Annotated in this window: 24 protein-coding genes and 2 tRNA genes; 9 read left to right on the top strand and 17 right to left on the bottom strand. The window is 57.2% G+C overall.

All coding sequences use genetic code 11. From position 1 onward, the window contains the following. Positions 1-46: 46 nt before the first annotated feature. The 6 genes from ACR0DS_RS00820 to ACR0DS_RS00795 all read right to left on the bottom strand — a co-directional run bounded on the left by ACR0DS_RS00820 (position 47) and on the right by ACR0DS_RS00795 (position 6,043). A complete protein-coding gene (locus ACR0DS_RS00820) occupies positions 47-451 on the bottom strand; it encodes a DUF2160 domain-containing protein (protein ID WP_267364646.1) in 405 nt (134 codons plus the stop codon). 8 nt (positions 452-459) lie between these two features. Next, positions 460-1,257, bottom strand: a complete 798-nt coding sequence (locus ACR0DS_RS00815; protein ID WP_155139158.1) for a carbohydrate ABC transporter permease — start codon at positions 1,255-1,257, stop codon at positions 460-462. Next, positions 1,254-2,117 (bottom strand): carbohydrate ABC transporter permease, encoded by an 864-nt coding sequence (locus ACR0DS_RS00810; RefSeq protein ID WP_209595792.1) that lies wholly within the window; start codon positions 2,115-2,117, stop codon positions 1,254-1,256. The genes ACR0DS_RS00815 and ACR0DS_RS00810 overlap by 4 nt, the downstream gene beginning before the upstream one ends. Further along, the gene (locus ACR0DS_RS00805) at positions 2,114-3,190 is read right to left on the bottom strand and encodes an ABC transporter ATP-binding protein (RefSeq protein WP_480557378.1); all 1,077 of its coding nucleotides are present in this window, start codon (positions 3,188-3,190) and stop codon (positions 2,114-2,116) included. Before ACR0DS_RS00805 ends, ACR0DS_RS00810 begins: the two co-directional genes overlap by 4 nt. A gap of 1 nt (position 3,191) precedes the next feature. Further along, positions 3,192-4,241, bottom strand: a complete 1,050-nt coding sequence (locus tag ACR0DS_RS00800; RefSeq protein WP_480481603.1) for an ABC transporter ATP-binding protein — start codon at positions 4,239-4,241, stop codon at positions 3,192-3,194. Positions 4,242-4,303: 62 nt separating this feature from the next. Further along, positions 4,304-6,043 (bottom strand): ABC transporter substrate-binding protein, encoded by a 1,740-nt coding sequence (locus ACR0DS_RS00795; protein ID WP_480481601.1) that lies wholly within the window; start codon positions 6,041-6,043, stop codon positions 4,304-4,306. Between the two features lie 464 nt (positions 6,044-6,507). Here ACR0DS_RS00795 and ACR0DS_RS00790 point away from each other — a divergent pair, with 464 nt between their 5' ends. Continuing rightward, positions 6,508-7,290 carry a DeoR/GlpR family DNA-binding transcription regulator gene (locus tag ACR0DS_RS00790; RefSeq protein ID WP_348540321.1) on the top strand — a complete coding sequence of 261 codons (783 nt, stop codon included), beginning with the start codon at positions 6,508-6,510 and terminating at the stop codon, positions 7,288-7,290. 65 nt (positions 7,291-7,355) lie between these two features. Here the strand turns inward: ACR0DS_RS00790 and ACR0DS_RS00785 are convergent. The 6 genes from ACR0DS_RS00785 to ACR0DS_RS00760 all read right to left on the bottom strand — a co-directional run bounded on the left by ACR0DS_RS00785 (position 7,356) and on the right by ACR0DS_RS00760 (position 12,234). Next, positions 7,356-7,430, bottom strand: a tRNA-Glu gene (locus tag ACR0DS_RS00785). Positions 7,431-7,456: 26 nt separating this feature from the next. Beyond that, a tRNA-Glu gene (locus tag ACR0DS_RS00780) sits at positions 7,457-7,531 on the bottom strand. A 98-nt stretch (positions 7,532-7,629) separates the two neighbouring features. Further along, a complete protein-coding gene (gene recJ, locus ACR0DS_RS00775) occupies positions 7,630-9,372 on the bottom strand; it encodes a single-stranded-DNA-specific exonuclease RecJ (protein ID WP_480557376.1) in 1,743 nt (580 codons plus the stop codon). A 93-nt stretch (positions 9,373-9,465) separates the two neighbouring features. Further along, positions 9,466-10,449: a class II fructose-bisphosphatase gene (gene glpX / locus ACR0DS_RS00770; RefSeq protein WP_267366140.1), complete on the bottom strand. Its 984-nt coding sequence runs from the start codon at positions 10,447-10,449 to the stop codon at positions 9,466-9,468. Positions 10,450-10,518: 69 nt separating this feature from the next. Further along, entirely contained in the window at positions 10,519-11,805 is a 1,287-nt protein-coding gene (locus ACR0DS_RS00765) for a homoserine dehydrogenase (RefSeq protein ID WP_267366139.1), read from the bottom strand. 126 nt (positions 11,806-11,931) lie between these two features. Continuing rightward, on the bottom strand, positions 11,932-12,234 hold the full coding sequence (locus tag ACR0DS_RS00760) for a hypothetical protein (RefSeq protein WP_480528486.1): 303 nt from the start codon (positions 12,232-12,234) through the stop codon (positions 11,932-11,934). 48 nt (positions 12,235-12,282) lie between these two features. On the opposite strand from ACR0DS_RS00760, the gene ACR0DS_RS00755 reads away from it, so the two are divergent. Then, on the top strand, positions 12,283-12,870 hold the full coding sequence (locus tag ACR0DS_RS00755) for a TetR/AcrR family transcriptional regulator (protein WP_480557374.1): 588 nt from the start codon (positions 12,283-12,285) through the stop codon (positions 12,868-12,870). Between the two features lie 21 nt (positions 12,871-12,891). Here ACR0DS_RS00755 and ACR0DS_RS00750 read toward each other — a convergent pair whose 3' ends face one another. Continuing rightward, entirely contained in the window at positions 12,892-13,803 is a 912-nt protein-coding gene (locus ACR0DS_RS00750; RefSeq protein ID WP_480557372.1) for a pirin family protein, read from the bottom strand. Between the two features lie 157 nt (positions 13,804-13,960). Here ACR0DS_RS00750 and ACR0DS_RS00745 point away from each other — a divergent pair, with 157 nt between their 5' ends. Beyond that, on the top strand, positions 13,961-14,440 hold the full coding sequence (locus ACR0DS_RS00745) for a hypothetical protein (RefSeq protein ID WP_480486079.1): 480 nt from the start codon (positions 13,961-13,963) through the stop codon (positions 14,438-14,440). Here ACR0DS_RS00745 and ACR0DS_RS00740 read toward each other — a convergent pair. The 3 genes from ACR0DS_RS00740 to ACR0DS_RS00730 are packed head-to-tail and all read right to left on the bottom strand — an operon-like array spanning position 14,402 to position 17,167. Next, positions 14,402-14,998, bottom strand: coding sequence for a TadE/TadG family type IV pilus assembly protein (locus ACR0DS_RS00740; RefSeq protein ID WP_480481591.1), 597 nt, complete (start codon positions 14,996-14,998; stop codon positions 14,402-14,404). The two genes, ACR0DS_RS00745 and ACR0DS_RS00740, sit on opposite strands and share 39 nt — an antisense overlap. 4 nt (positions 14,999-15,002) lie before the next feature. Then, the gene (locus ACR0DS_RS00735) at positions 15,003-15,533 is read right to left on the bottom strand and encodes a TadE/TadG family type IV pilus assembly protein (RefSeq protein ID WP_480481589.1); all 531 of its coding nucleotides are present in this window, start codon (positions 15,531-15,533) and stop codon (positions 15,003-15,005) included. Next, complete coding sequence (locus ACR0DS_RS00730; protein WP_480557370.1) at positions 15,530-17,167, bottom strand: pilus assembly protein TadG-related protein; 1,638 nt, start codon at positions 17,165-17,167, stop codon at positions 15,530-15,532. The genes ACR0DS_RS00735 and ACR0DS_RS00730 overlap by 4 nt, the downstream gene beginning before the upstream one ends. 335 nt (positions 17,168-17,502) lie before the next feature. On the opposite strand from ACR0DS_RS00730, the gene ACR0DS_RS00725 reads away from it, so the two are divergent. The 4 genes from ACR0DS_RS00725 (at position 17,503) to rpoD (ending at position 23,476) form a co-directional block, all read left to right on the top strand. After that, a complete protein-coding gene (locus tag ACR0DS_RS00725; RefSeq protein WP_480557368.1) occupies positions 17,503-18,933 on the top strand; it encodes a Glu/Leu/Phe/Val family dehydrogenase in 1,431 nt (476 codons plus the stop codon). Positions 18,934-19,052: 119 nt separating this feature from the next. Beyond that, entirely contained in the window at positions 19,053-19,349 is a 297-nt protein-coding gene (locus ACR0DS_RS00720; protein WP_267366003.1) for a hypothetical protein, read from the top strand. Between the two features lie 80 nt (positions 19,350-19,429). After that, positions 19,430-21,379, top strand: a complete 1,950-nt coding sequence (dnaG, locus tag ACR0DS_RS00715) for a DNA primase (RefSeq protein WP_480557366.1) — start codon at positions 19,430-19,432, stop codon at positions 21,377-21,379. 114 nt (positions 21,380-21,493) lie between these two features. After that, the gene (gene rpoD, locus ACR0DS_RS00710; protein WP_209504318.1) at positions 21,494-23,476 is read left to right on the top strand and encodes an RNA polymerase sigma factor RpoD; all 1,983 of its coding nucleotides are present in this window, start codon (positions 21,494-21,496) and stop codon (positions 23,474-23,476) included. 177 nt (positions 23,477-23,653) lie between these two features. On the opposite strand, the gene ACR0DS_RS00705 is transcribed toward rpoD, so the two are convergent. Then, positions 23,654-24,673 carry a helix-turn-helix domain-containing protein gene (locus ACR0DS_RS00705; protein ID WP_480557364.1) on the bottom strand — a complete coding sequence of 340 codons (1,020 nt, stop codon included), beginning with the start codon at positions 24,671-24,673 and terminating at the stop codon, positions 23,654-23,656. 345 nt (positions 24,674-25,018) lie between these two features. Here ACR0DS_RS00705 and ACR0DS_RS00700 point away from each other — a divergent pair, with 345 nt between their 5' ends. Both ACR0DS_RS00700 and ACR0DS_RS00695 read left to right on the top strand, forming a co-directional pair. Beyond that, the gene (locus tag ACR0DS_RS00700; protein ID WP_480616660.1) at positions 25,019-25,456 is read left to right on the top strand and encodes a thiol-disulfide oxidoreductase DCC family protein; all 438 of its coding nucleotides are present in this window, start codon (positions 25,019-25,021) and stop codon (positions 25,454-25,456) included. Between the two features lie 2 nt (positions 25,457-25,458). Beyond that, entirely contained in the window at positions 25,459-26,004 is a 546-nt protein-coding gene (locus ACR0DS_RS00695; protein WP_480557362.1) for a DUF4166 domain-containing protein, read from the top strand. Position 26,005 lies beyond the last annotated feature (1 nt).

Below are 26,005 nucleotides of genomic sequence, written 5' to 3'. Positions count from 1 at the left end.
GTTAGTATGCCTGACAGACAAGCATCCTTTCGCGATTTCTCAAAGTCTAAACTTTCCAGAAAACAAAAACGCCCCAGCCAATGGACAGGAACAGCGGTGTCCAGACGGGTTGCCCGACCAGCCCAAGCCACGCCAGGAAAATATATGCGGACCCCAGAAGGGTGATGAACAGGCGATCCCCCAGTGTGGTTGTCAGCCCCAGAACCCCGCGCCGTTCAATTCCGTCGCGGAATTTGAAGCCTTCCAGCAAGCCAATGCATGCTATGGCCGAGAAGATACCGACAAACACGGCCAGCGTGGCAGGTGTCCATGCCATCCAGAAATCGGGCCACAGGGGGTCCGTCCACGAGAACCCTTTTTCGGCCTCCTGTCCGACATTGCCCCATCCGGCCTTGGCCTGGGCAAAGGCTGTTGAGGGCAGGAAGGGGAGGGTGAGAAGCAGTTTTCGCATGTCGAACCTCACACACGTCCCATCGCGAAGCCACGCGCGATGTAGTTGCGAACAAACCAGATGACAATGGCACCGGGGATGATGGTCAGGGTGCCCGCGGCGGCCAGCAGACCCAATTCGTACCCGGCACTGGATGCTGTACGGGTCATCACGGCAGCGATGGGTTTGGCCTCGACCGCGGTCAGGGTCTTGGCCAGCAGCATTTCCACCCAAGAGAACATGAAGCAGAAGAATGCCGCGACACCGACACCTGCCTTGATGTTGGGCAGGAAGATTGTCACGAAGAAGCGCGGGAACGAATATCCATCCACATAGGCGGTTTCATCCAGCTCCTTTGGGATACCACGCATGAAACCTTCCAGAATCCACACCGCCAGCGGCACGTTGAACAGCGTATGGGCCAAAGCCACGGCCAGATAGGTGTCGAAAAGGTGGATCGACGAATAGAGCTGGAAGAACGGCAGGGCGAACACCGCCGCTGGGGCCATGCGGTTGGTCAACAGCCAGAAGAACAGTTGCTTGTCACCGAGGAACCGATAGCGCGAGAAGGCGTAAGCCGCAGGCAGGGCAACGCAGACGGAAAGTACTGTGTTCAGAGTCACATAGGTGATCGAGTTGATGTAACCCCAATACCAGGTTGGGTCTGTGAAGATTGTAATATAGTTTTCCAGCGTAAAAGTCTGGGGAAACAGGGAAAAGCCCGACAGAATCTCGTTCGTTGTCTTGAAGGACATCGCCACCAGCCAATAGATCGGCAGCATCAGGAACGCGATATAGAGGATCGGGATGATGGACCGCTTTTTCATTCTGCGTCGTCCTTTGTCATCAGAGTGTAGAAGAGCCACGACACCAGCAGAGTGATGGCGAAGTAGATCAGGCTCATCGCTGCCGCCGGGCCAAGGTCGAACTGCCCCAGTGCGATCTTCACAAGGTCAATTGACAGCAGGGTGGTCGAGTTGCCGGGACCGCCGCCGGTCAGAACAAAAGGCTCGGTATAGATATTGAAGCTGTCCATAAACCGCAGCAGAACAGCGATGGTCAGAACCGTCTTCATCTTGGGCAACTGGATATAGCGGAACACCGACCACGGGCTGGCGCCGTCGATCTTGGCAGCCTGATAATAGGCGTCGGGGATCGACACGAGGCCGGCATAGCACAGCAGCACGACCAGCGACGTCCAGTGCCACACATCCATGACGATGACGGTGATCCAGGCAGAAAGCGGCTGTTGAGTCATGTCATAGTTGATGCCCAGCACGTCATTCAGGAAATATCCCAGCAATCCGATTTTGGGCAGGGTGAAGATGTTCCACATCGAACCCACAACGTTCCATGGGATCAGCATCGGCAAAGCCATCAGCACCAGACAGACCGGCACCCAAAAGCCCTTGCGCGGCATAGACAGGGCAACGATGATGCCCAGCGGTACCTCGATCAGCAGGATCAGGAAGGTGAATAGGAATTGCCGGCCAAGTGCTGCCTGAAACCGGTCGGATCGCAGGATCTGTTCGAACCAGCCCAAACCTTCCCAGAAGAACTGGTTGTTGCCGAAGGTTTCCTGCACCGAGTAGTTGACCACCGTCATCATGGGCACCAGCGCGTTGAACGCCACCAGTGCAAGAACGGGCAGGACAAAGAACCATGCTTTTTGGTTTTCCGTTCTCATTGCGCCCGCTCCTGAGTTGCGATCCAGCCGTCGCGGTAGACGCGGGATTGTTCGGGTTTGAATTGCAAGAAGACCTGTGATCCCGGTTCCGGTACACTGTGTTCGGTCACAACCTTGAGGGCGGTGTTGCCGACCACGGCGCTAACCACATAGTGGCGGCCGATATCGGCGACCTTGGTCACATGTGCCGGAATGCCGGTGTCGCCGAAACCTACATATTCCGGGCGGATACCCAGATCGGTGCGGCCGCCGTCACCATATGTGGGACCTTCCAGCATGACCTCGTGCCCTTCAAAAACGGCGCGGTCGCCTTTGGCTTCACATGGAAGGACGTTCATGCCCGGCGAGCCGATGAAATGGCCGACAAATGTGTGCTGTGGCCGTTCGAAAAGTTCGACCGGCGTTCCGATCTGAACCACTTCACCGTCCTGCATTACCACCACTTCGTCGGCGAAGGTCAGCGCCTCGGTCTGGTCGTGTGTCACGTAGATCATGGTTGCCTGCACGCGCTGATGCAGCTCTTTCAGCTTGGAGCGCAGTTTCCATTTCAGGTGCGGGTCGATCACGGTCAGCGGTTCATCAAACATCACCGCATTCACGTCGTCGCGAACAAGGCCGCGACCCATCGAGATCTTCTGTTTGTTGTCCGGGCTCAGACCTGACGCGCGGGTGTTCAGCATGTCCGTGACGTCCAGCATCTCGGCGATTTCCAGAACGCGACGCTTGATGGTTTCGGCGTCGACACCCCGGTTCTTCAACGGGAAGGCCAGGTTTTCGCCCACGGTCATCGTGTCGTAGATCACCGGGAACTGAAAGACCTGCGCGATGTTGCGTTGGTCCGGGGGCAGGGCGGTGACGTCCTGATCATCGAACATTATCCGACCTTCCGAGGGGGTAAGAAGACCGGATATGATGTTCAGCAGCGTGGACTTGCCACAACCTGACGGCCCCAACAGCGCATAGGCCCCGCCATCGCGCCACGTGACGTCGATTTCCTTCAGCGCATAGTCCTCGGGGCCTTTTGGTGACGGCATATAGCTGTGTCGAAGGTTTGAAAGCTTGATCTGTGCCATGTCAGGCCACCCTTTTGCCGTCATGGCTGAAATACCGGCAATGCGCCGGGTTCATATAGAAACTGTGATCTTCGCCGACCTGATAGGGATGCACACCAGCGGCGAGTGAAACCCAGGCTTCGTCACCATGCTGGAAATGCGCGCTGGAATCCGAACCTGACAGTTCGGTCACGATCACACGTCCGGTCAGTTCGACATCGGCGTCAGACGTACGAAATGGCGTCACGCGATGAGGGCGAACGGCGATCATATATTCCCCGTCGGCCATGCCCGAGGCTGCCCAGCCGACATTGCCTGCCAATTGCGCCCGGGCGCTGGAAACAGTGATACGGGCCACATTGATAGGCGGGTCCGAGAATACACGCGCCGCGGCGATGTTTTCCGGATTGCGATAGATGTCGGTGGTTGGGCCGAACTGGGTCACGCGGCCGTCTTCCATCAGCGCGGTGTAGCCTCCCAGCAGCAATGCCTCTTCAGGCTCCGAGGTGGCGTAGACAACGACGGCCCCGCGACCAGCGAACAGATCGGGCAGTTGTTCGCGCAACTCTTCGCGCAGTTTATAATCAAGGTTCGCCAGCGGCTCATCCAGGAAGACGGCGCGGCTTTCTTTTGCGATGGCACGCGCCAGCGCGGTTCGTTGTTGCTGCCCGCCCGACAGCTCGTGTGGGCGGCGGTGCAGCATGGGGCGCAGTTGCAGCAGATCGGCGGCCTCTTCCACGCGGCCATCGATCTCCGATTTAGCCATGCCAGCCACGCGCAGGGGCGAGGCGATATTGTCGAATACAGTCATATGCGGGTAGTTCACGAAGAACTGGTGCACCAGACTGATCTGCCGCTTTTGCGTGTTCAACCGTGTCACGTCCTGCCCGTCCATCAGGACCTTGCCTGAGGCGATCGGGTCCAACCCGGCCATCATTTTGATCAGTGACGTTTTTCCGGAACCTGTCGCGCCCAATAGCACGTTGAAATGGCCGGTTTGCAGCGTCAGGTTGGTTGGCTTGATATGGATGACGTTGCCGACCCGTTTGGTCGCGTCTTGAAGTTCAATCATCTGGGAAACTCGCGGGGCATTCAGGGGTAGGCCGGGCTTAAGCCCGGCCTACGATGTTGCTTTTACTGGGACTGCCAGCGCTTAACCAGTTCGTCATAGTTGACGGTCTGGCCCTGCGGCTTTTCGTTCTCCAGCTTGGCCTTGGGCGAGCCCGCTTTTTCCAGCCAGAAAGATGGGTCCTGCGGCTCGTTCAGGCGTGGACCGCAGCCGCCGTAGACACCGGCGCTTTCATCCGCGGCCTGCATACGGGCCATGGTGATGTCCATCTCTTCGGCCAGACGGTCCATCGCCTCTTGCGGTGTGAAGGCGCCCGAGTTCACGTCACCGATCTGCTGCCACCAGATCTGTGCCAGCTTTGGATAGTCCGGTACGTTGATGCCGGTTGGCGACCATGCCACGCGGTCAGGCGAGCGATAGAATTCGACCAGACCACCCAGCTTGGATGCGCGTTCGGTGAACGACTCGTGGTTGACCGAGCTGTCGCGGATGAAGGTCAGACCCACATGGGACTTCTTCACATCAACAGTCTTGGACGTCACGAACTGAGCATAAAGCCAGGCTGCCTGCGCACGATCCGAGGGGGTCGATTTCAGGAACGTCCAGGAACCCACGTCCTGATAGCCAACCTTCTGGCCTTCTTCCCAGTAGGGGCCGTGCGGGCTGGGCGCCATCCGCCACAGCGGCGTGCCTTCGTCATCCACGGTGTTGTTGCCTTCGGACTTCGGCTTCACCATGTCGGCGGTAAAGGCGGTGTACCAGAAAATCTGCTGGGCCACGTTGCCCTGGCTCAGTGCCGGCAGCGACTGATAGAAGTCATAAGACGCCGCACCCGGAGGCGCGTAGGCCCGCAGCCATTCGTCCCATTTGCGGATCGCATAGACCGCAGCCGGACCGTTTGCAGCACCACCGCGCGACACCGAGGCGCCGACCGGGTTACAGGTGCCCGCTTCCATGCGGATGCCCCATTCGTCAACCGGAATACCGTTCGGCTCGCCCTTGTCACCAGCACCGGCCATCGAAAGCCAGGCGTCGGTCATGCGCCAGCCAAGGTCGGGCGCGCGCTTGCCGTAATCCATGTGGCCGTAGATCGCCACGCCGTCGACTTCTTTCACGTCATTGGTGAAGAACTCGGCGATGTCTTCATAGGCCGACCAGTTGACCGGAACGCCCAGATCATAGCCGTATTTCTCTTTGAACGCGGCCTTGTTGGCTTCGTCATCGAACCAGTCCTTGCGGAACCAGTAGAGGTTCGCAAACTGCTGGTCGGGCAACTGATACAGTTTGCCGTCCGGCCCGGTGGTGAACTGAATGCCCATGAAGTCATCCAGATCGATTGTCGGCGAGGTTGTCGCCGCCCAGTCACCGCCCATCATGTCGGTCAGCGGATAGGCCAGTTGCAGACGCGAGTGGGTACCAATCAGGTCACTGTCGTTGACATAGCCGTCATACAGGTTCCGACCTGTCTGCATCTGGGTCTGAACAGCCTGGACCACTTCGCCTTCGCCAAGGATCTGGTGATTGACCTTGATGCCGGTGATTTCTTCAAACGCCTTTGTCAGAACCTCCGACTCGTAAGAATGCGTCGGAATGCCTTCGGACAGGACGTTGATTTCCATGCCAGCGTAGGGCTGTGCAGCTTGGATAAACCATTGCATCTCGGCCATTTGTTCGTCTTTCGACAAGGTCGATGGCTGGAATTCGTCGTCGATCCAACGTTGTGCTGCGGCTTCGTCGGCCCAAGCGGACCCGTGCCCCGCAATGACGGCAGCCGCCGCCACTGCGGAAAGTAGATGTCTCCGCATCTGTCTCCTCCCAAAAATTATGGTTCTCCGGCGGGAACCGGATGCAGAACAGCATCAGCGATTTTTTGCGTACGTGTCAAACTAAATTTTTAGTAATTGACGTTCAGGCATTCCGAAGTCGCGTGAATTGAATTTGTTTTCAACGCTGGAGATTATTGTAAATATCTAATTTCGTTATCGAAATTCATAAATTTCCCCGCGTGGAAAATAGGGATATCCACTGAGATCCATTGCGAGCGAGAGATGACACCGGGCACGTTGAATTGCACTCGCGTTGCGTGAGGCACAGGCACTGAGTGAGAATTTAGGCGAACCAGCATCCCAGATGATTGGTGTTGAAACTCAGTACTTACTCGCTACCAAACGGTTCCGTCAAAAATCCGGATGTGGCTATGCGGATGTAGCACGGCCTTGCCGTACACGGTAATCCGTGTCCATATATGGAAAATTTCCGGAGCCAGGTCGTGAAGAAGAATACCGTCAACACCCATCGCGAGCTGGAGTTGCTTGATGCCCTCAGACGTCTGGGAGGAACGGCTCGGAATTCGGATCTGGCGAATATGCTCGGCGTGTCCGAAGAGACGGTGCGGCGAACGATCAAAGCCTTGTCAAAGGCAGGCACAGTCGAGCGTGTTCATGGCGGTGCTTATCTTGCCGGAGCGCAGGGTGCCCCCAACTTCTTTCACAGGATCTCGCAAGACGCGGATGAAAAGCGATTAATCGCCGGGCATACTGCGAAACTGGTCCGGGATCAGATGACCGTTTTCCTGGATGTAGGATCGACGACCGCCTTCGTCGCCGAAGAGTTGCGCCAGGTCAGCAACCTCACGGTTGTCAGCAACTCCATCGGTGTCGTGCAGACATTGGCCGGGGTCAACGGAAACCGGGTGCACCTTTTGGGGGGCGAGTTGCAGATCGATGAAAGGGGGACGTTTGGTCATGTCACCCACAAGCAGCTGCAACGCTATGCCTTTGACATCGTGATCCTGAGCACGGACGCGATTTCAGACAGCAAAGGGTTTCTGTACCACAGCGCGGTCGAAGCGGATCTTGCATCGGTGGTGGTCAGGTGCGCGGACCAGGTTGTTATGGCCGCAGCGCATTCCAAGTTTGGTGAAAGGGCACCGTATGTGGGGCCGGATCCTCGACTGGTACATTCGCTGGTTACGGACGCTGTGCCAAAGGGTGGGGTGGCCAGATTCCTTGACCGTTGGGGCATCGAAATTCAGATCGCTGATGACAGCTAGGTAGCTGTTTTCAGGTACAGCCCGGATGGTCGTACTGCTTTGGGATGGAAGAAGCTAAGGAAAAGTGGCAGCCCGTAGGGGAATCGAACCCCTCTTTCCAGGTTGAAAACCTGGCGTCCTAACCGATAGACGAACGGGCCACTTGGTATCAGGTCACAAGCGCAAATGGCAGCCCGTAGGGGAATCGAACCCCTCTTTCCAGGTTGAAAACCTGGCGTCCTAACCGATAGACGAACGGGCCACGCTGGCTTGTGGAGGGCCTTTTACGGTTTCACTGTGACCCCCGCAAGCGTAAAAACGCAGGGATGGGAAAGTTTTTTAGCGCACCAAAGCCGCGTGTTAACGGGCTTCTGCTGCGTCCTCCAGCCTGAGCTGCACAGATCGGCGCCCGCCCCAGGTGTTGACCTCTAACCGACCCGCAAAATGAAAGCGCGCACCGCCGTGATTTGACAGTTTTTCGCCTATCGGCCCATCAAAAGCACCAAAGGCAATCGCATCCAGCGCGCCGCCCATTCCATCGGTCAGCGACAGTTTCAGATGCGATTCACCGACCCGTTTTGCAAAGCAAACCTGCAGGTCAGGCAGCGCATAGCGCGGGGCAGGGGCACCGGCACCAAACGGTCCGGCCTGTTCAATCAGCTCGATCAGATCCACGGTTGCTGCACCGGGCATCAATGCGCCATCCAGTTTCAAATCCGCAGGTCCACCCTGGCCCGCCCCTTGTCTGGCCAGCAGCTCGCTCAGGCGCTCCATTGCGGGTTCCAGCTGATCGCGCATGACGGTCAAACCCGCGGCCATCTTGTGGCCGCCTCCTTTGACCAGCAACCCTTCGGCCGCCAGACGCTGGATCGAAGCCCCAAGATCGACGCCGGAAACCGAGCGGCCCGACCCCTTGCCTTCATCCCCGTCAAAGCCGATCACGATTGCGGGTCGATTGGCTGTCTCCTTCAGCCGAGAGGCCACGATACCAACGACACCGGGGTGCCAGCCGTCGCCTGCCGCCCAGACCAAAGGGGTGTCCAAGCCACGCGCCTCGGCCTGCGCCAGCGCGGCGGCACGCACCGCGTTTTCAATGTCACGGCGCTCAGTGTTCAAGGCATCCAGACGTTCGGACAACGCCTGCGCCTCTTGCTGGGAATCGGTGCTCAGCAAGCGCGCGCCCAGATCGGCCTGACCGATCCGTCCACCGGCATTCACGCGGGGCCCAAGCAGAAACCCGAGGTGATAACTGTTCGGCGCGGTATCCATGCGCGAGATATCGGACAGCGCGACAAGGCCGGGGCGCTGCCGCTGTGCCATCACTTTCAGCCCCTGTCGCACCAGGGCGCGGTTGGCCTCGATCAGTGGTGCCACATCGGCAACGGTCGCCAGGGCCACCAGATCCAGAAGGGCCATCAGGTCCGGTCCCCTTGCGCCCGCGTCACGCAGCTGCCGACCGGCCTCGACCAGCATCAGGAACACAACGCCCGCCGCGCAAAGATAACCAAGATCGCCGCTTTCATCCTGTCGATTTGGGTTCACCACTGCGACGCAATCGGGCAGCGTCTCGCCCCCCAGATGGTGGTCCAGAACGATCACATCCGCCCCCGTAGCCGCCGCAATCGGATCATGGCTGAGCGTGCCGCAATCAACACAGATGATCAGATCATGCGTAGCCGCAAGCCCCTGCATCGCGGGAACGTTGGGGCCATACCCTTCGTCGATCCGGTCCGGCACATAAAGCGTCGCCTGCACGCCCATCTGCCGCAGCCAGACCAGCAGCAACGCGGCAGAGCTGCCGCCATCGACATCGTAATCCGCAAACACCGCAATTTTTTGACGATTGCGGACGGCTTCCAGAAAGCGCGTGGCGGCAACTTCCATATCCTTGATGGCCCGCGGATCAGGCAGCAATTCCTTCAGCTTTGGGTCAAGAAAGCCGGGCGCCTCCGATACCGGCACGCCGCGCCGGGCCAGAACCTGGCAAACGGCACGGGGCAGGTCGGTTTGTTGCGCCATCATCTCGGCCGCCCGCTCAATCTCCGGGCTGGGTCCAACCCAAAGCCGTCCCGTCAGTGATTGCTCGACTCCAAGAAAACTCATTGCTCGCCTCTCATGCGCCAAGGCCGGACCCTTGCGGACCCGGCCTCTTCACCTTTTCAGAAATACTCTCGCCGAAGGCAACGGCGCAAGCCGTTACGTGTTGTCATGCGGCCATGTCGGCGTGCGGTAGGACATGCGGCGCACCGACCCGGTCTTGGACCGCATCAGCAGCGTCGTGGTTTCCACCCAGCCGGGCTCGCGCTTGATCCGGGGCAACAAAGAGCCACCGGTCACACCGGTGGCGGCAAAGATCACATCCGCCGTCACCATCTCATCGCGTGCATAAACACGGTCCAGATCGGTGATGCCTGCCTTTGCGGCCCGGCCACGTTCGTCATCGTTACGGAACAACAAGCGACCAAAGATCTGCCCACCCATACATTTCAGCGCAGCGGCGGCCAGCACACCCTCGGGCGCGCCACCCTGACCCATATACATGTCGATGCCGGTTACTTCGCTTTCAGCGCAATGCATGACACCCGCCACGTCACCATCAGTGATCAGACGGATCGCGGCACCGGTTTCGCGCACTTCGGCAATCATCGCTTCGTGGCGCGGGCGTTCCAGAATGCAGACGGTGATGTCAGCGGCTTTACATCCCTTGGCCTTGGCCAGCGCTTCGACACGCTCGCGTGGCGACATGTCCAGGTTGACGACACCTTCAGGCAGCCCCGGGCCAACCGCCAGTTTGTCCATATACACATCCGGCGCGTGCAACATCGAGCCGCGCGGGCCCATGGCGATGACGGTCAGTGCGTTCGGCATGTCCTTGGCAGTCAGCGTGGTGCCTTCCAGCGGATCCAGTGCAATATCCACACCGGGGCCATTGCCGGTGCCAACCTCTTCGCCGATATACAGCATCGGCGCCTCATCGCGCTCGCCTTCACCGATGACAACGACACCTGCGATATCCAGCAGGTTCAGCTGTTCGCGCATTGCGTTCACAGCGGCCTGATCCGCGGCTTTCTCATCGCCCCGGCCTACCAGCGAAGCCGAGGCCAGTGCAGCCTGTTCCGCCACCCTGGCCAGCCCCAGAGACAGCAGGCGGTCATTGAAATCGGTCTTGGCAGCACTCATGTTTCTGTATCCTCTGGTCAGTATAGCCGTGTCTTCCGGCATAGCTTGCGTTTCATGCAGGCCGCAAGGTCAAACCGCTTCAATCCGCAATGCAACCGGGTCGCCTGCAACCACATCGGTTTCGCGGAAACCCTCCAATGCGACGTCCAGCGCCGTTCGGGTGGTCTTATGGGTGACGATCAGCACAGGCGCTGTGCTTTCGGCATGTGCATATTGGCGCATCCGGTCGATTGACACCCCGGCATTGCCCAGAATGGCCGCAACCTTGGCCAATGCACCAGGTTTATCCAGCAGGCCCAGCCGCAGATAATACGGCGCAGGTCGACCGGTGACGGCGGGAACTGCGGTTTCAAGCGTGGTGGCTGGGCGGCCAAAGGTCGGGATCTGCAATCCACGCGCCAGATCGCAGACATCGCCCATCACAGCGCTGGCTGTCGGACCTTCGCCTGCGCCGGGGCCGCGCAGAACAACCTGCTCAACCGCGTCGCCTTCGATCACGACCATATTGGTGCCGCCTTCCAGCTGGCCCAGTGGCGAGTCGCTGGGTACCAGGCAAGGCTGCATGCGTTGCTCCAGCCCGCGCGCGGTGCGCTGCGCCACGCCAAGCAATTTAATGCGAAAGCCCATGTCTTCGGCCTGATCAATGTCGTCCAGGCTGATCTGCTGAATACCCTCAATCTCGATCCCGTCGAAATTCGGCTTGGTCCCAAACGCAATCGAGGATAGCAGAGCCAGCTTGTGCGCAGCGTCGATACCTCCGACATCCAGATTGGGGTCGGCCTCAAGGTATCCCAATTCGGCGCATTCATCGAAAAGGGCATTGTAGCCCTGACGCTGCGATTGCATCCGGGTAAGGATGTAGTTGCACGTTCCGTTCATGACACCCATCACGCGGGTGATCTCGTTGCCCGCCAGACCTTCGGTCAGGGACTTGATCACCGGGATACCACCAGCGACAGCGGCCTCAAACCGGATCACACGACCGGCGGCCTCGGCCTTTTCAGCCAGTTCCTGCCCGTGGATGGCCAGCAACGCCTTGTTGGCGGTGACCACATCCTTGCCACTGGCCAATGCTGCTTCGACCGAGGCTTTGGCAGGACCGTTCTCGCCACCCATCAATTCGACGTAAACGTCTATGTCGTCGCGTTTTGCCAGTGCAACCGGATCGGTTTCCCAGGCATAATCCGACAGATTCACGCCACGGTCCTTGTTCGGGTCGCGCGCGGATACAGCCACGATTTCAATCGAACGGCCTGTGCGGGCCTGCAACAATTCTGCATGGCGGCGGACGATCTTGACGACACCCACGCCGACCGTTCCCAAGCCCGCAATTCCCAGCCGCAGTGCCTGTGTCATGTCGTGGGTCCTTTTCCGCTCGAATTTTTCTGGTGTCGGATGCTAGTCCAATCAGCGCTGCCTTAGCGGGTTCAGGCCAAGGGTGCAATCCGTCACCGGGGGATAGTGGGGGTGATTTATGACGCGTCAGTTGGTTTGCGCGTTTTGTAGCGCCTGCGCCTTTTGGGCTAAAGCATTGCTGCGTTGGGTCAGATCGTCTTCGACTGCTGCTGCCTGATGGATCGGGTCCACCGGTGGCCCTAAGGTTTCCTGCAACGGAATAAGGCGCGGGTAGGGGGCGGATCTGACTGCAGCCGGTTCGCTGCCTTCCAACTCGGGAATGTCCGCACAGGCGGCGCAAAATAGAATAAGGGGCAAAACAGGCAGCAGTTTCATGTCGCAGGCTTTTCGGTCTTTGTTGCCCCATCGTGATGCACGTTTTGACGACATCGTTCAAGCGGGGTTCTATATGAACATCTGTTCATATACTGTAGACCCATGGCACGCACTCAAGGCTCACATTCCGACATAACCGGCCCACGTATCCGCAAGGCCGCGCTGCACCTGTTTACGCGCTATGGGTATGCCGCTGTCTCGATGCGGCAGATCGCAAAAGAGGTCGGCGTACAGGCAGGCGCGCTTTATAACTATACGCCCGACAAACAGAGCCTTTTGCACCGGTTGATGCGCGAACACATGCAGGACCTGCTTGAGGCGCTTGATGCAATGGGCCGTTGCGACGATGCTGAAGACGCCTTGCGCCAGTTTATCGGCTTTCACATCCGCTTCCATTTGCAGCGCCCGGACGAAGTTTTCATCGCCTATATGGAGTTGCGCAATCTTTCGCCCGAAAACTTTGCTGAAATCGAAGACTTGCGGCGCCAATACGAAAACGTGCTGGAAAGAATCCTGGATTCAGGGCAGCAGGCCGGACAATTCGCAATTTCGGACACGAAGATTGCAACGCTGGCCGTGATTGCCATGCTTAACGGCGTGATGACCTGGTACCGTTCGGGCGGTCGCCTGTCACTGGACGAAGTCGAAGAGATCTATTGGAACATGGTGCACAAGGCCGTGACGGCCTGACAGGGTCAAACCGTCACGCTGTTAGTGCGCGGGGTGAATGAACGTGCCATTGCGCAGCTCGCGAAATGCCTGTTCCAGTTCGGCCCGCGTGTTCATCACGATGGGGCCATGCCACGCGACGGGTTCGTTGATCGGAGCCCCAGAGATCAGCAGGAACCGCACACCTTGGGGGCCAGCCTGAACGGTGATTTCATCGCCCGTGCCAAAACGGACAAGCGTGCGATCCCCTGACATGTCGCGGATATTGACCTCTTGCCCGGCGATTTCCTTTTCCAACAGCACACCTGTCGGCTGCGAGGCATCGGCAAAGGCGGCCTGACCCTGAAACACATAGGCGAAGGCACGGCGGTACGTATCGATCCGGAGGGTTTTCTTCACACCTGCCGGGACAGAGATATCCAGATACTGCGGGTCAGCAGCTATCCCGTCAACGGGTCCGGTCTTACCCCAGAACTCACCTACGATCACCCGCACTGTGGTGCCATCGTCATCGGTGATTTCGGGGATGTCCTTGCTTTGAACGTCCTGATAGCGCGGGGCGGTCATCTTCTGATCCGAGGGCAGGTTGCCCCACAACTGGAAGCCGTGCATCTGGCCCGAGATGTTGCCGCTTGGCATTTCCTGATGCAAGATACCGGATCCTGCGGTCATCCATTGCACATCACCGGCGCCAAGCGTGCCGGTGTTACCCAGCGAATCCGAATGCTCGACTGAGCCGGTCAGAACGTAAGTGATCGTTTCAATTCCCCGGTGCGGGTGCCAGGGAAACCCGGCCTGGTAATCCTGCGGGCGTTCATTTCTGAAATCATCGAACAGCAGAAAAGGATCCAGTTCGGACGGATCCTGAAACCCGAATGCACGGTGAAGTTTGACACCAGCCCCTTCCATTGTGGGGATGGCTTTGCGTGTTTCCAACGTCGGTCTAAGGGACATGTTCGCCTCCGTTTCATCCGGGCAGCATGTAATCTCTGCGCCACGGCAGTCAATTCGCATGAAATAACCGGACCTGTGCGAAATTGTTTTGCGGCCAAGCCTCTGTTGTTTCCGGCGCAAAATGGCTAGATCGAAGCGGATCAGACAGGAGACATCCATGCAGGACGACGTGTTGGCAACGATTCAGGCCTCATCCCCCAGACGATGGACCGGGGTAGGGATGCTGACAACGGTTGGAATGCTGGTTACCTATGTCGCGCTGGCATCGCCACCCGCACCGGTTTGGCAGGTGTTTCTGTTTTTCGTTGGCGGTGCATCGCTTTGGCTGGCGCTTCGCGTTTGGCGCGCCACAGAAGACTGTATCGAACTGACGCGGACCGAGTTGCGAACGGGGTCGGGTCAGATCATCGCAGAAGTGGCCGACATTGAAACGGTAGATCGGGGTGTGTTCGCCTTCAAACCGTCAAACGGCTTTCTGGTCCGTACGCGAAACAAGGCGGCGAACCGCTGGGCTCCGGGATTGTGGTGGCGGGTTGGTCACCGGGTTGGCGTGGGCGGCATGACATCTGCCGCCGAAGCCAAGTTCATGTCCGAAATTCTATCCGCTATTTGTGCAGACGAACGGGGTCTGGGTTAAGTTACAAGCAACTTCGTTTGTAAAGCGGGGACGGGTAAAGATGAAGTTCTCAAAGGTGATACCTGTCGCAAAATCCCAGCCCGGTCGGAACGTGGGGATGTATTCATTGGACGTTTCAACCAGAATAACGGTGTCCTGATTGGGCATTGGCGGCAGGCGGTCTTCGATTTCATCGATCCTGTTGTCATCCCATTCCTGATCAAAGCCGCGTACGGTCGACCAGCGCACATAATGGCGTTTATCGTCCTCATCGTAAACGATAAGAGAAACCCGCATTTTCACGTCTGACCGGTTATTGATCATCTTGCCCGCCAAATCGTGCAACGAGTCGATATACACATCGGTCACGGCCTGCGTTTCACGCGAAATCAGGTCGCTGATCGTATAAGCTGCCTTCAGATTGGATGCGCTTTGACGAAACCCCTCGAATGCTGTGAACGTGAACGTAATCGTCCATAACATCAGCGGAAAAATCATGAGGGCTTCTACGGTCAGAATGCCACTTTCGTCTTTCTTGAAGACTTTGAAGCGCTTCTTCAGGTTTCGGAATACAGACATGATCTTACAGTGGCTCCTGTACGAATGCTGTTGTTGCGGTCACCGCGTAGTGACCGGTAGCGTCTGGGACAAGCTTGGCAATGGCTGAGGTCTCAAGAACCGGATCTATGCGCAAACAGGCCCGCAAGATCATCAACTCGTTGGATTGCCCGCTTTTGAAATCCAGAACCGGTTTGGGATCTTCGGAACTGTCCGTGCAGGGGATGCTGTCTGAAAGCACGATACCAGCGAACGCGTCCTGCTTGACCATTTGCAGTCGCAAATTCCCTGTACAATCCTTGATTCCGGACACTTCGCAAATCCGATTTCTGATTACGTCGTGATCCCAGTTCGTACCGGTGCCCAGCCGAATATCCCTTACGATCAGGTCCACCCCACGCTCCAAAGCAGCATGCCGCATCGTGATGATGGACAGTTCGGCTCCTGCCACGAGAAGCGCCAGGAAGAAGGGTACGAGCATGATGAACTCGATTGTCGCATTGCCTGCCTCGGATTGTCGAAATAGGCGGAGCATCGACAGCTTTCTGCTGATCATTGGGTTAGCCTCAGCTTGCGGATCGACGATGCGATGGATTCAAAGGCTTTCTCAAGGTTCAGGCCACTTACGTCATAGACGTGGCTGTCAGAGCTGGCACAGTCTTTGAGGGTCCTGTACCCGCTTCTGGGCGCCTCGAACGCGATACCGTAAACGATGATGCCCTGATCCTTGGCCGCATCACAAATGTGCTTGGTGCGCTGGTTCTTGGCCGACGTTTCAACTTTCGCGTAGGCCTTTGAATACCATTCCGCCCAACCGCTGGACTGCCAGTAATAGTTGTACCGTGCGTTCCATGCCAATGATACTCGGTTAAACAGTTCAGGATATGACAACCGAACGGCTGTTCCAGGTTCTTCGTTCAGCTGCGTCTCAGGTTCCGGGTTTCCGTAGGGATGATCCGCCCAAACGTCTTGCTGAGGCCAGAAAAAATTCGGACGACCCTGAGAATGGTACACGGTGTATTCATCAGCTTCCGGGTTGTACCAAACGTCTGACATACCTTCGCGCAGCGATGGGTTAAGCATGTATTGATCGGTGTTCTGACCATCGGTCATAACAATGGCGATCTTCAGAACGTCGGTGCCATAGTCCGAGGGACGGACCGAGAATTTTGATGGCACAATTGTTGTACCTGCATAGGATGGATCCTGTTCCAGCGACAGGTCGCGAACAATTCCGCGCATGCTCGGGTCCAGCAGGGCAGTTCCCCACTTCATCCCAATATCGATCGACGTGTTCCCACCGGGGGTGAGGGACGCAATCTGAGCAAGCAGTTTGTTCATATTGTCGGTGACAGGGGTGATTGCACTTCCTGCGCGGACCGGACAAACGGGCAGGTCGATTGACCCTTCAGAATAGGTGAAAGGATCGAAATGGGCGGTGCGCTCCAACGTGTCATCGCGTTCCAGATCAGAATCGCTGTACTGTTCCGGAATGAAGTTTACGCAGTGCGAATAGCTGTGCTCCTGCGTGACATTTGTGAACTTGTCCAGGATTGGCGCACCCGCGTTGACCTGCGTTGCATAAGGAACAATCGAGATTGAAATCTGTGTTTCGTCAGGTTTGTCCAGCATGAGCCTTACAAATTCCGACGCAGCTTCTCTCAACACTGCGATTTTTGTTTTCGATGGTGTGGCAGACGAGCGCGACATAGAGCCGGAAATGTCGAGAACCAACGAGATTTCTACAGCGCCAATGGATTCTTCAGCCGCACTGCTGGCAACAAGGCCCAGTTCAGTGACTTTGCCGAACCTCAGATAGCGGGTCGGAACAACCGCTTCGGCTGTAGCACTTACTTTTTTAGAGCCGAACCCTTCAACAACCGTCGTAATGGCGTTCAGATTGCCCAGCCCGGCCTTGTCCATGTAAGAATCGACAACCGCCTTGGCAGGAAGATCCTGGTCAAGGTCAGCGGCAGCAAGCACAGCGCGGTCCAGGGTGGATTGCAGGCTGGCGCGGTCACGCTCATACTTCATGACATCCATGGCCATGCCGGTAATTGCCAGCATCAGGACCACCATGAACAATACGAAGATAGTGAAGACGCCATCTTCGTTCCGAGCGAACTGGTCTAACTTGAACGTTTTGCGCTTCGGTTTCGAGCCGTCGTTACAAAGCAAGGAATTTAGCATTCTGGTTACTCCGCCTCACACGTCGAATTCGTGCGTCAAAGAAAAAGAGATTTGGGACAAAGTTAATTTTCAAACGTGGCGTGAATTGGGCGAAAAAGGCTTGGTTTTGGCCTTTTTACGTGCCGAAGGGGTATAATTTGGACCGTTTCAGGTGATCTGTCGATGAAATGAAAACAATTCGTTAAGGAGTTGGCCGATCTGAGCGACTCACCCTAGGGCAACTAAGCGTGCGTTCATAAAATGATTAAAAAAAGTGCATTGTTTGATTGCAGCAGGCCGCCAGTGGTGCGACAAAACGTCGTGACGCATCGTCATGTACCGCTACGGAGGATTTTATGACCGGCATCAAAGAACCCAGCTTTCGTGAAAGTGTTGACCTGATGTTCAACAGGGCAGCCGCCCTTATGGAGCTGCCGCCGGGGTTGGAGCAAAAGATCCGTGTCTGCAACGCAACCTACACAGTTCGATTTGGCGTGCGGCTGCGTGGTGAAATCCATACCTTCACTGGTTACAGGTCTGTCCACTCGGAGCATATGGAACCGGTCAAGGGCGGTATTCGATATGCCACTGCGGTTAACCAGGACGAAGTCGAAGCTCTGGCTGCGCTGATGACGTATAAGTGCGCACTTGTCGAAACACCGTTTGGTGGCTCCAAGGGTGGGCTTTGCATTGATCCACGAGAATATGAAGAGCATGAGCTTGAACAGATCACGCGGCGCTTTGCGTATGAGCTTGCAAAGCGAGACCTGATAAACCCATCGCAAAACGTGCCTGCGCCCGATATGGGCACTGGGGAGCGTGAAATGGCCTGGATCGCCGACCAATACGCGCGGATGAACACAACGGATATCAACGCGCGCGCCTGTGTCACCGGCAAGCCCTTGAATGCGGGCGGCATTGCCGGGCGGGTCGAGGCGACCGGACGTGGCATCCAATATGCGCTGCGCGAGTTTTTCCGCCACCCTGAAGACATTCAAAAAGCAGGTTTGTCAGGTAAACTGGATGGTAAGCGCATTATCGTGCAGGGGCTTGGTAATGTAGGTTATCACGCTGCAAAGTTCCTCAGCGAGGAAGATGGCGCGCTCATCACCGGAATCATCGAATGGGATGGTGCGCTTTATAACCCTGACGGCATTGACGTCGAAGCCGTGCGTCAGTGGATTGTCAAACACGGTGGCGTAAAGGACTATCCCGATGCGACCCATTCCGCTGAAGGCGCGGCAGTGCTGGAGGCTGAATGCGACATTCTGATCCCGGCGGCTTTGGAAGGTGTCATCAACCTGTCGAACGCCGATCGGATCAAGGCACCGCTGATTATCGAAGCTGCCAATGGTCCGGTAACCGCTGGCGCGGATGAAGTCCTGCGTAAGAAGGGCACAGTGATCATCCCCGACATGTATGCCAACGCAGGCGGTGTGACAGTATCCTATTTCGAATGGGTCAAGAACCTTAGCCATATCCGCTTTGGCCGGATGCAGCGTCGTCAGGAAGAGTCGCGTCACGAACTGATCGTCAGCGAGCTGGAAAGGCTGGACCGGTACCTGGGGGATGCGTGGTCGATGTCGCCGGATTTCAAGGCCAAGTACCTCAAAGGCGCGGATGAGCTTGAGTTGGTACGCTCGGGTCTCGATGACACAATGCGTATTGCTTATCAGTCGATGCGTGAGGTTTGGCACAGCCGTGATGATGTCGAGGACCTGCGTACGGCGGCTTATATCGTGGCGATTGACCGCGTTGCGAAAAGCTACCGCGCCAAAGGTCTCTGAATCGGACAGGCGGGGTGATCAATTCGCCCCGCCAGCATGCGCTGCGGCTTGAATGTCCCTGACAGCCCGTTAGGTTGACGGGCAATCTACTTCAAAGAAACGAATCTCCGGAGAATTCCATGTTGCGTATCGCTTTTGTCGCGGCTCTGTTGGCCACCCCTTTGGCCGCTCAGGAAACCAAGGAACAAAGCTGCAAGTACCAAGCTGATGTGGTGGCTGCGGTTCAAAAGGCGCGACTGGACCGTGTAAAAGAACGTGACGTTGTACAAGCGGTGGCGGATAGCGGCCCGACATGGCCCGAAAACTACAATGCTGCAATCCCGCTGATCACACCTTGGGTTTATGAGCAAAAGATGCGGGACGTGCGCAAGAAAGACCTGGGCGCGGCGTGGCTTGAACTGTGCCTGCAACAATAATCCACAACTCGGACATTTCCCTGTGGACAACCGCGCGCCTTCCTCTTGGCGCGCGTTTTCATTTCTGGCAGGTTTAGCAGATGTCATTGCCCCCCGGATTTCTGGACGAATTGCGCACGCGGCTCAGCCTGTCTCAGGTTGTCGGGCGCAAAGTCATGTGGGACCAGCGCAAGTCCAATCAGGGCAAAGGGGACATGTGGGCGCCTTGCCCGTTCCATCATGAAAAGACGGCCTCGTTCCACGTGGATGACCAAAAGGGGTTTTATTACTGCTTTGGCTGTCACGCCAAAGGCGACGCGATCAGTTTTGTGAAAGAGACCGAGAATGTCTCATTCATCGAAGCAGTCGAGATTCTGGCCCGCGAAGCCGGGATGCCGATGCCTGCGCGCGATCCGAAGGCGCAGGAAAAACAGGACCACCGCACACAGCTGGCTGAAGTGATGGAGCAGGCAGCGCAGTTCTTCCGCCTGCAGCTCAAGACCGGGGCAGGAGCCGCCGCACGAGACTACCTCGCGCGCCGCGGGTTGAACGCGCAAACGCTGGACCGGTGGGAGATTGGATATGCCCCGGACGATTGGCAGGCGCTGTGGGACCATCTGCGCGGCAAGAACGTGGCCGAGGACCTGATCCTTGGGGCCGGGCTGGCCAAGCCCTCGAACAAGGGCAAAAAGCCTTATGACACCTTCCGCAACCGCATCATGTACCCGATCCGCGATCCGCGCGGGCGTTGTATCGCGTTTGGCGGGCGGGCGATGGACCCCAATGACAACGCGAAATACCTGAACTCGCCCGAGACCGAGCTGTTCGACAAAGGGCGCAGCCTTTACAATCAAGGCCCGGCTCGACAGGCGGCAGGTAAGGGGCAGCCGCTTATCGTGGCCGAAGGCTATATGGACGTGATCGCGCTGGCCGAAGCAGGTTTTGGCGCGTCGGTTGCCCCTTTGGGAACGGCCATCACCGAACATCAATTGCAACTGCTGTGGCGGATCTCGGACGAGCCGATCATTGCGCTGGACGGCGACACGGCAGGTCTGCGCGCTGCGATGCGGGCGGTTGATCTGGCTTTGCCGCTGCTCGAAGCTGGAAAGTCGCTGCGGTTTGCCCTGATGCCAGAAGGCAGAGACCCCGACGACCTGCTGCGCGCCGAAGGGGCAGGCGCTGTGAAGGCCGTGCTGGATGGTGCCATTCCGATGGTCAAGTTGCTTTGGCGGCGCGAGACCGACGGCAAGGTGTTCGACAGTCCTGAACGCAAGGCGGCTTTGGACAAGTCCCTGCGCGAGAAAATCAAGCTGATCCGCGACCCATCGATACGGGCGCATTATGGGCAAGAAATCAAGGACCTGCGCTGGCAGTTGTTCCGTCCGCAACGGCAGCCGCAATCCCGGCAATGGCAACCGCGCGGCAAATGGGTGCCGCCAAAACAACCCGCCACGCCCGGCGCGCGGTCCTCGTTTCTGGCCTCGTCCGAGAATGCCGAGATTCAACTGCGCGAAGCGGCCATTCTGGCTATTGCCGCGCTTAACCCCCAAGTCGTCGTGCAGTTCGAACACCAACTGGAAGAGATGGAATGCCGCGATGTTGATCACGCCGCATTGCGAACTGCAATTCTGCGCCACGCGATCGATGACCCGGACAATCTGAAGGACCACATTGCCGAAACTTTAGGGCCTGAGGCCCTTGAAAACCTGCTGGCCCTTCGCCATGTCGCCGTAATCCCCTGTGTGTTCAAACCGGGCGACGTTGAAAAGGCCGAGATGACTCTGGCCGAAGAACTCGCGAAAATCAAAGCGCTCCGGGGGTTGGATGCTGAGATTGCCGAAGCCGCAGAGGAGTTGTCCGATCTGGCCGATGAGGCGCTGACATATCGGCTGGCGCAAGCGGCAGAAGAACGCAACCGGACAAACCGAAGCCAGAATGAAGACAGGGCCATATTCGACATCGCCGACAACGGGGCGCGAATCAACCGCGACGAGAAAGACGCGTTCGAGGCAATCATGTCCGGCATCAAATTCGAGCGGAAACGCCGGTAAAATGGTGTTTTCGTAAGGCACTGGAAAAGAAAAACGGGTAAACGGGTGGCCGAATCACTTCTACGCGCTAATGATTCGGTTCAATCGAATCACCCATCCCTGCAGGAGCATTGAATGGCCGCCAAAGACACGACCGAAGATCGCAAATCCGACGAGCAGGACCAGGAAATCTCGCTGGACATGAGCCAGGCCAACGTCAAGAAGATGATCGCCGAGGCCCGCGAGAAAGGTTACATCACCTACGATCAGCTCAATCAGGTTTTACCGCCCGATCAGGTCAGCTCGGAACAGATCGAAGACGTTATGTCTATGCTCTCCGAGATGGGCATCAACATCATCGAAGATGAAGAGGCTGAAGAAGAAGAGAACAAGGGCTCGACCGAACTGACGACCACCGAAAGCAACCGCGAGGTTGCGTTGGCCGGGGCCGCCACCGAAAAGCTGGACCGCACCGACGATCCCGTACGCATGTATCTGCGCGAGATGGGTTCGGTCGAACTGCTGAGCCGTGAGGGCGAGATTGCCATCGCCAAGCGGATCGAAGCAGGGCGCAATACCATGATTGCCGGCCTGTGCGAAAGCCCGCTGACCTTTCAGGCGATCACCATCTGGCATGACGAATTGCTGTCCGAGGATATTCTGCTGCGGGATGTCATCGATCTGGAAACCACATTCGGCAACCAGCTGGACGAAGATGGCGACGCGCCAGTCGTTGACGCGTCTGCCGTGCAGGCTGCGAAACCCGCGAAAGAGGCTGGGCCGGAACTGGATGCCGATGGCAACCCGATCACCAGCGACGACGACGATGACGAAGACGATCAGGCCAACATGTCGCTGGCTGCGATGGAAGCGGCATTGAAGGATCAGGTTCTGACCACGCTGGAGCGGATCTCAACCGATTTCGCGATGCTGTCCGAAATGCAGGACAGCCGCATTTCGGCCACCTTGAACGAGGATGGCACGTTCAGCGAAAAAGACGAAGAGACCTATCAGAAGTTGCGGGCCGAGATTGTGCAACTGGTGAATGGTCTTCACCTGCACAACAACCGGATCGAAGCGCTGATCGACCAACTTTACGGTATCAACCGTCGCGTCATGTCGCTGGACAGTTCGATGGTGAAGCTGGCCGATCAGGCACGGATCAACCGTCGCGAGTTCATCGACGAATACCGCGGGCGTGAACTGGACCCCAACTGGCTGGCCGAAATGGCGGAAAAGCCGGGCCGGGGCTGGCAGATGTTCATCGAACGCTCGACCGCGAAGGTCGAAGAGCTGCGCAACGACATGGCTCAGGTCGGCCAATATGTGGGTCTGGACATCAGCGAATTCCGCCGCATCGTTCAGCAGGTCCAGAAGGGCGAAAAAGAGGCGCGGCAGGCCAAGAAGGAAATGGTCGAAGCCAACCTGCGTCTGGTGATTTCGATCGCCAAGAAGTACACGAACCGCGGCCTGCAATTCCTTGATCTTATTCAGGAAGGTAATATCGGCCTGATGAAGGCGGTAGACAAGTTCGAATACCGCCGCGGCTATAAGTTCTCGACCTATGCAACGTGGTGGATTCGTCAGGCTATCACGCGTTCAATCGCGGATCAGGCGCGCACGATCCGTATTCCGGTTCATATGATCGAAACGATCAACAAGCTGGTCCGGACCGGTCGCCAGATGTTGCACGAGATCGGCCGCGAACCGACACCTGAGGAACTGGCCGAAAAGCTGCAAATGCCGCTTGAGAAGGTTCGCAAGGTGATGAAAATCGCCAAAGAGCCGATTTCGCTGGAAACTCCGATTGGTGACGAAGAAGACAGCCAGCTGGGTGATTTCATCGAGGATAAGAATGCCGTGCTGCCTCTGGACAGCGCCATTCAGGAGAACCTCAAGGAAACCACCACACGGGTCTTGGCCTCGCTCACCCCGCGTGAAGAACGTGTGCTGCGGATGCGTTTCGGCATCGGTATGAACACCGACCACACGCTGGAAGAGGTGGGTCAGCAGTTCAGCGTGACCCGCGAACGTATCCGCCAGATCGAAGCGAAGGCGCTGCGGAAGCTGAAGCACCCCAGCCGATCCCGAAAACTTCGGTCCTTCCTGGATCAGTAAGTATCAAGGCGCCTCTCCCGAGGCGCCTTTTTTAATCCGGACACTCTTCACGATGGCCTGTTCTCCCATCACATTGGCGGGAACGCACAAGGGCTGGACCTTCTGTCCTTCTATATCCGTTCTGTCCACTCATGGGACGGGCCGGGGCGAGGTTTTTCAAGCTGATGACCCCCGGTCTCACGTCCGTATCGGGTGTTCCAATCGCGTCTTGAACGCGCTGGGCGGCTGGCCTGTCCAACGTTTGAAAGCGGTCGAAAATGCGGCCTGATCGGCATAGCCCAGCGAATAGGCGATTTCGGACAAGGGCATTTCATTCTTGATAAAGGTCTGCGCCAGGTCGCACCGCAGATCGTCGACAACATCGCGATAGCTGGTGCCTTCGTCCCTGAGGCGCCTGCTGAAGGTTCTAAGGCTCATCCCCAGATCAGCCGCGAGGCTTTCGGCCTGCGGGATTGCGCCGGGCAGGGAACGGGTAACCAGCCCTTCGACCTTGGCGCGGGTCAGATGTTTGGGCGCGCCTCTCTCAGAAAGCAGGCGATCTGCATATTCCAGCAAATGCTCTCTGAGTTGGGGGTCATAAGTCGGTACGGGCAGGTCCAGCGCTGAAAGAGGCAGGATAATCTCGAGGTTCTCAGCCCCAAAGGTCACGGGAAAACCGGCAAGCTTCTCAAATCTTCGGGCGTGGTCGCCGACCCTGTGCTGAAACCGAATTTCTATCGGATAGAGATTGACTTGCGTCAGGTTCCGCATTCTGGCCAGGGTCGCAAATATCAGGAATTCGGTGCGTCTGTGATACCGCGCAAATCCGGGGTCTTTCCACTCGGCTTCCAAGGTCGCAAAGTTACCCGCGACGCGCAGGTTAAGCGCGATGGCAGGGTCGATGATGCCGTGAAAGCGCGAGAGGTTCTCCATCACCTGTTTCAGATCGCGGGAATACTTGCTGATATAGGCGGTCACGGTCGAGGCTGACGTAACCTCAAGACCCGTGCGAGCCGCAAACGTGACGTCGTGGGTGGCGTCACATGCATAACGGATAAACAAAGCCTCGCTTTGTACGCTGTAGGTTGAGACCGGCGGCGCGATATCCTGAGGGCGCAGCCCTGCCATCTTCAGGACATTACAGGACATATCGCCATTTCCGGAATAGCGGTCCAGTGCCTGAACAAACAGATGAAGTCGGCCGATATCGACATCCATCGCGAAGCAGTACCTCAAATTTTCAAATACATAAGCGGACTATTACAGAATTCTCTTTCATGATCGACGGTGCTGACAAGTCGATTTCACACAGAAACAAGCCATCGGTGGCAAATTCTCGAAATTTATTGACCGGTATGGACAAGCGTCGCCATGTGCAACGAACCAATTCAGCAATGTTGCCGGGTCCAGACCTTTATGGGGATGAGGTCAGAGCCTCGGGGAAATCACCAGCCTCTGGTCAAGGCTCCCCGGCACGCCCCCATACCTTTCGTACATGTCGCATTGCTTCGCTCAGGTGGTTTTGTCAGGCTGGCTTTAAGTCAAAAATACTGGTGAAAAACCTTGCAAGATGTTTTTGAGAATACAGGGGTTTATGACCAAAACCTGATTGTGTTTGACGGCGAATGCGTGCTGTGTTCGGGGTTTTTCCAGTTTATGCTGAAACGTGACCGGCGCCATGTTTTCCAATTTGCCACGGCGCAGTCCCCGCTTGGGCAAAAACTGTACCGAGATCTCGGCCTTCCCACACAGGATTTTCAAACCAATCTGGTGGTCGTGGATGGCGCTGTTTTTCAGCATCTGGATGCATTTTCTGAGGCGATGCGACAGTTGCGCGCTCCGTGGTCGCTGTTATCAATATGCCGGTTTCTGCCTCGGCCCATCAAGGATCCGGCCTATCGCTTGATCGCACGAAACAGATACGCGTTCTTTGGGCGTTCCGAGACATGTCTGGTTCCCTGTCCCGATATCAGGGCTCGTTTTGCCGAAAACGGGTACTAGCGATGGGAGATCCCTTTCTTAAGGCGATAGGATCGACCGAAAGGTTGCCAAGGGCGGTTCGAGTTCTGCACACGAGCGAGGGCTACTTTACGGGGCGCTGCGACATCGAACGTGGCAAAGGGCTATGGGTTGCCCTTGCAACACGTCTGGCCGGGTTTCCGCAAAGCGGCAAAGACGTCCCCGTTTCTCTGCACATTGGTGCAAATGGCGAATTCTGGTCATGGGACCGGAATTTCGCGGGCCACAAAACCCGATCAACTCTGAAATATGATACGAAAAGAGAGTGTGTTCGGGAATCTTTCGGCTCGATCTCAATCTGGTTAAAGCCCATTTGGCGGGAAAACGGAATGGATATCAAAATCCTCCGCCTGACCGTGTTTGGTATTCCGATGCCAGCTTTTACCTTGCCGCGATCAAGAACGCGCGAATGGCAGGACAAAACGGGGCGCTTTCGGTTTGATGTGTCTGCTGGCGCGCCGGGACTGGGAATGTTGATCAGGTATCAGGGATGGCTCACGCCGGTTCACGTATCGCACGAGACAGATTAAA

The organism is Ruegeria sp. AF5, from assembly GCF_056541905.1.
This window is presented reverse-complemented; position numbering and strand designations above follow the sequence as displayed.

Excerpts from the sequence above, each read along its gene's own strand:
- ACR0DS_RS00820 (WP_267364646.1), bottom strand. The coding sequence starts at position 451 with ATGCGAAAACTGCTTCTCACCCTCCCCTTCCTGCCCTCAACAGCCTTT.
- ACR0DS_RS00815 (WP_155139158.1), bottom strand. The coding sequence starts at position 1,257 with ATGAAAAAGCGGTCCATCATCCCGATCCTCTATATCGCGTTCCTGATG.
- ACR0DS_RS00810 (WP_209595792.1), bottom strand. The coding sequence starts at position 2,117 with ATGAGAACGGAAAACCAAAAAGCATGGTTCTTTGTCCTGCCCGTTCTT.
- ACR0DS_RS00805 (WP_480557378.1), bottom strand. The coding sequence starts at position 3,190 with ATGGCACAGATCAAGCTTTCAAACCTTCGACACAGCTATATGCCGTCA.
- ACR0DS_RS00800 (WP_480481603.1), bottom strand. The coding sequence starts at position 4,241 with ATGATTGAACTTCAAGACGCGACCAAACGGGTCGGCAACGTCATCCAT.
- ACR0DS_RS00795 (WP_480481601.1), bottom strand. The coding sequence starts at position 6,043 with ATGCGGAGACATCTACTTTCCGCAGTGGCGGCGGCTGCCGTCATTGCG.
- recJ (WP_480557376.1), bottom strand. The coding sequence starts at position 9,372 with ATGAGTTTTCTTGGAGTCGAGCAATCACTGACGGGACGGCTTTGGGTT.
- glpX (WP_267366140.1), bottom strand. The coding sequence starts at position 10,449 with ATGAGTGCTGCCAAGACCGATTTCAATGACCGCCTGCTGTCTCTGGGG.
- ACR0DS_RS00765 (WP_267366139.1), bottom strand. The coding sequence starts at position 11,805 with ATGACACAGGCACTGCGGCTGGGAATTGCGGGCTTGGGAACGGTCGGC.
- ACR0DS_RS00760 (WP_480528486.1), bottom strand. The coding sequence starts at position 12,234 with ATGTCGTCAAAACGTGCATCACGATGGGGCAACAAAGACCGAAAAGCC.
- ACR0DS_RS00755 (WP_480557374.1), top strand. The coding sequence starts at position 12,283 with ATGGCACGCACTCAAGGCTCACATTCCGACATAACCGGCCCACGTATC.
- ACR0DS_RS00750 (WP_480557372.1), bottom strand. The coding sequence starts at position 13,803 with ATGTCCCTTAGACCGACGTTGGAAACACGCAAAGCCATCCCCACAATG.
- ACR0DS_RS00745 (WP_480486079.1), top strand. The coding sequence starts at position 13,961 with ATGCAGGACGACGTGTTGGCAACGATTCAGGCCTCATCCCCCAGACGA.
- ACR0DS_RS00740 (WP_480481591.1), bottom strand. The coding sequence starts at position 14,998 with ATGTCTGTATTCCGAAACCTGAAGAAGCGCTTCAAAGTCTTCAAGAAA.
- ACR0DS_RS00735 (WP_480481589.1), bottom strand. The coding sequence starts at position 15,533 with ATGATCAGCAGAAAGCTGTCGATGCTCCGCCTATTTCGACAATCCGAG.
- ACR0DS_RS00730 (WP_480557370.1), bottom strand. The coding sequence starts at position 17,167 with ATGCTAAATTCCTTGCTTTGTAACGACGGCTCGAAACCGAAGCGCAAA.
- ACR0DS_RS00725 (WP_480557368.1), top strand. The coding sequence starts at position 17,503 with ATGACCGGCATCAAAGAACCCAGCTTTCGTGAAAGTGTTGACCTGATG.
- ACR0DS_RS00720 (WP_267366003.1), top strand. The coding sequence starts at position 19,053 with ATGTTGCGTATCGCTTTTGTCGCGGCTCTGTTGGCCACCCCTTTGGCC.
- dnaG (WP_480557366.1), top strand. The coding sequence starts at position 19,430 with ATGTCATTGCCCCCCGGATTTCTGGACGAATTGCGCACGCGGCTCAGC.
- rpoD (WP_209504318.1), top strand. The coding sequence starts at position 21,494 with ATGGCCGCCAAAGACACGACCGAAGATCGCAAATCCGACGAGCAGGAC.
- ACR0DS_RS00705 (WP_480557364.1), bottom strand. The coding sequence starts at position 24,673 with ATGGATGTCGATATCGGCCGACTTCATCTGTTTGTTCAGGCACTGGAC.
- ACR0DS_RS00695 (WP_480557362.1), top strand. The coding sequence starts at position 25,459 with ATGGGAGATCCCTTTCTTAAGGCGATAGGATCGACCGAAAGGTTGCCA.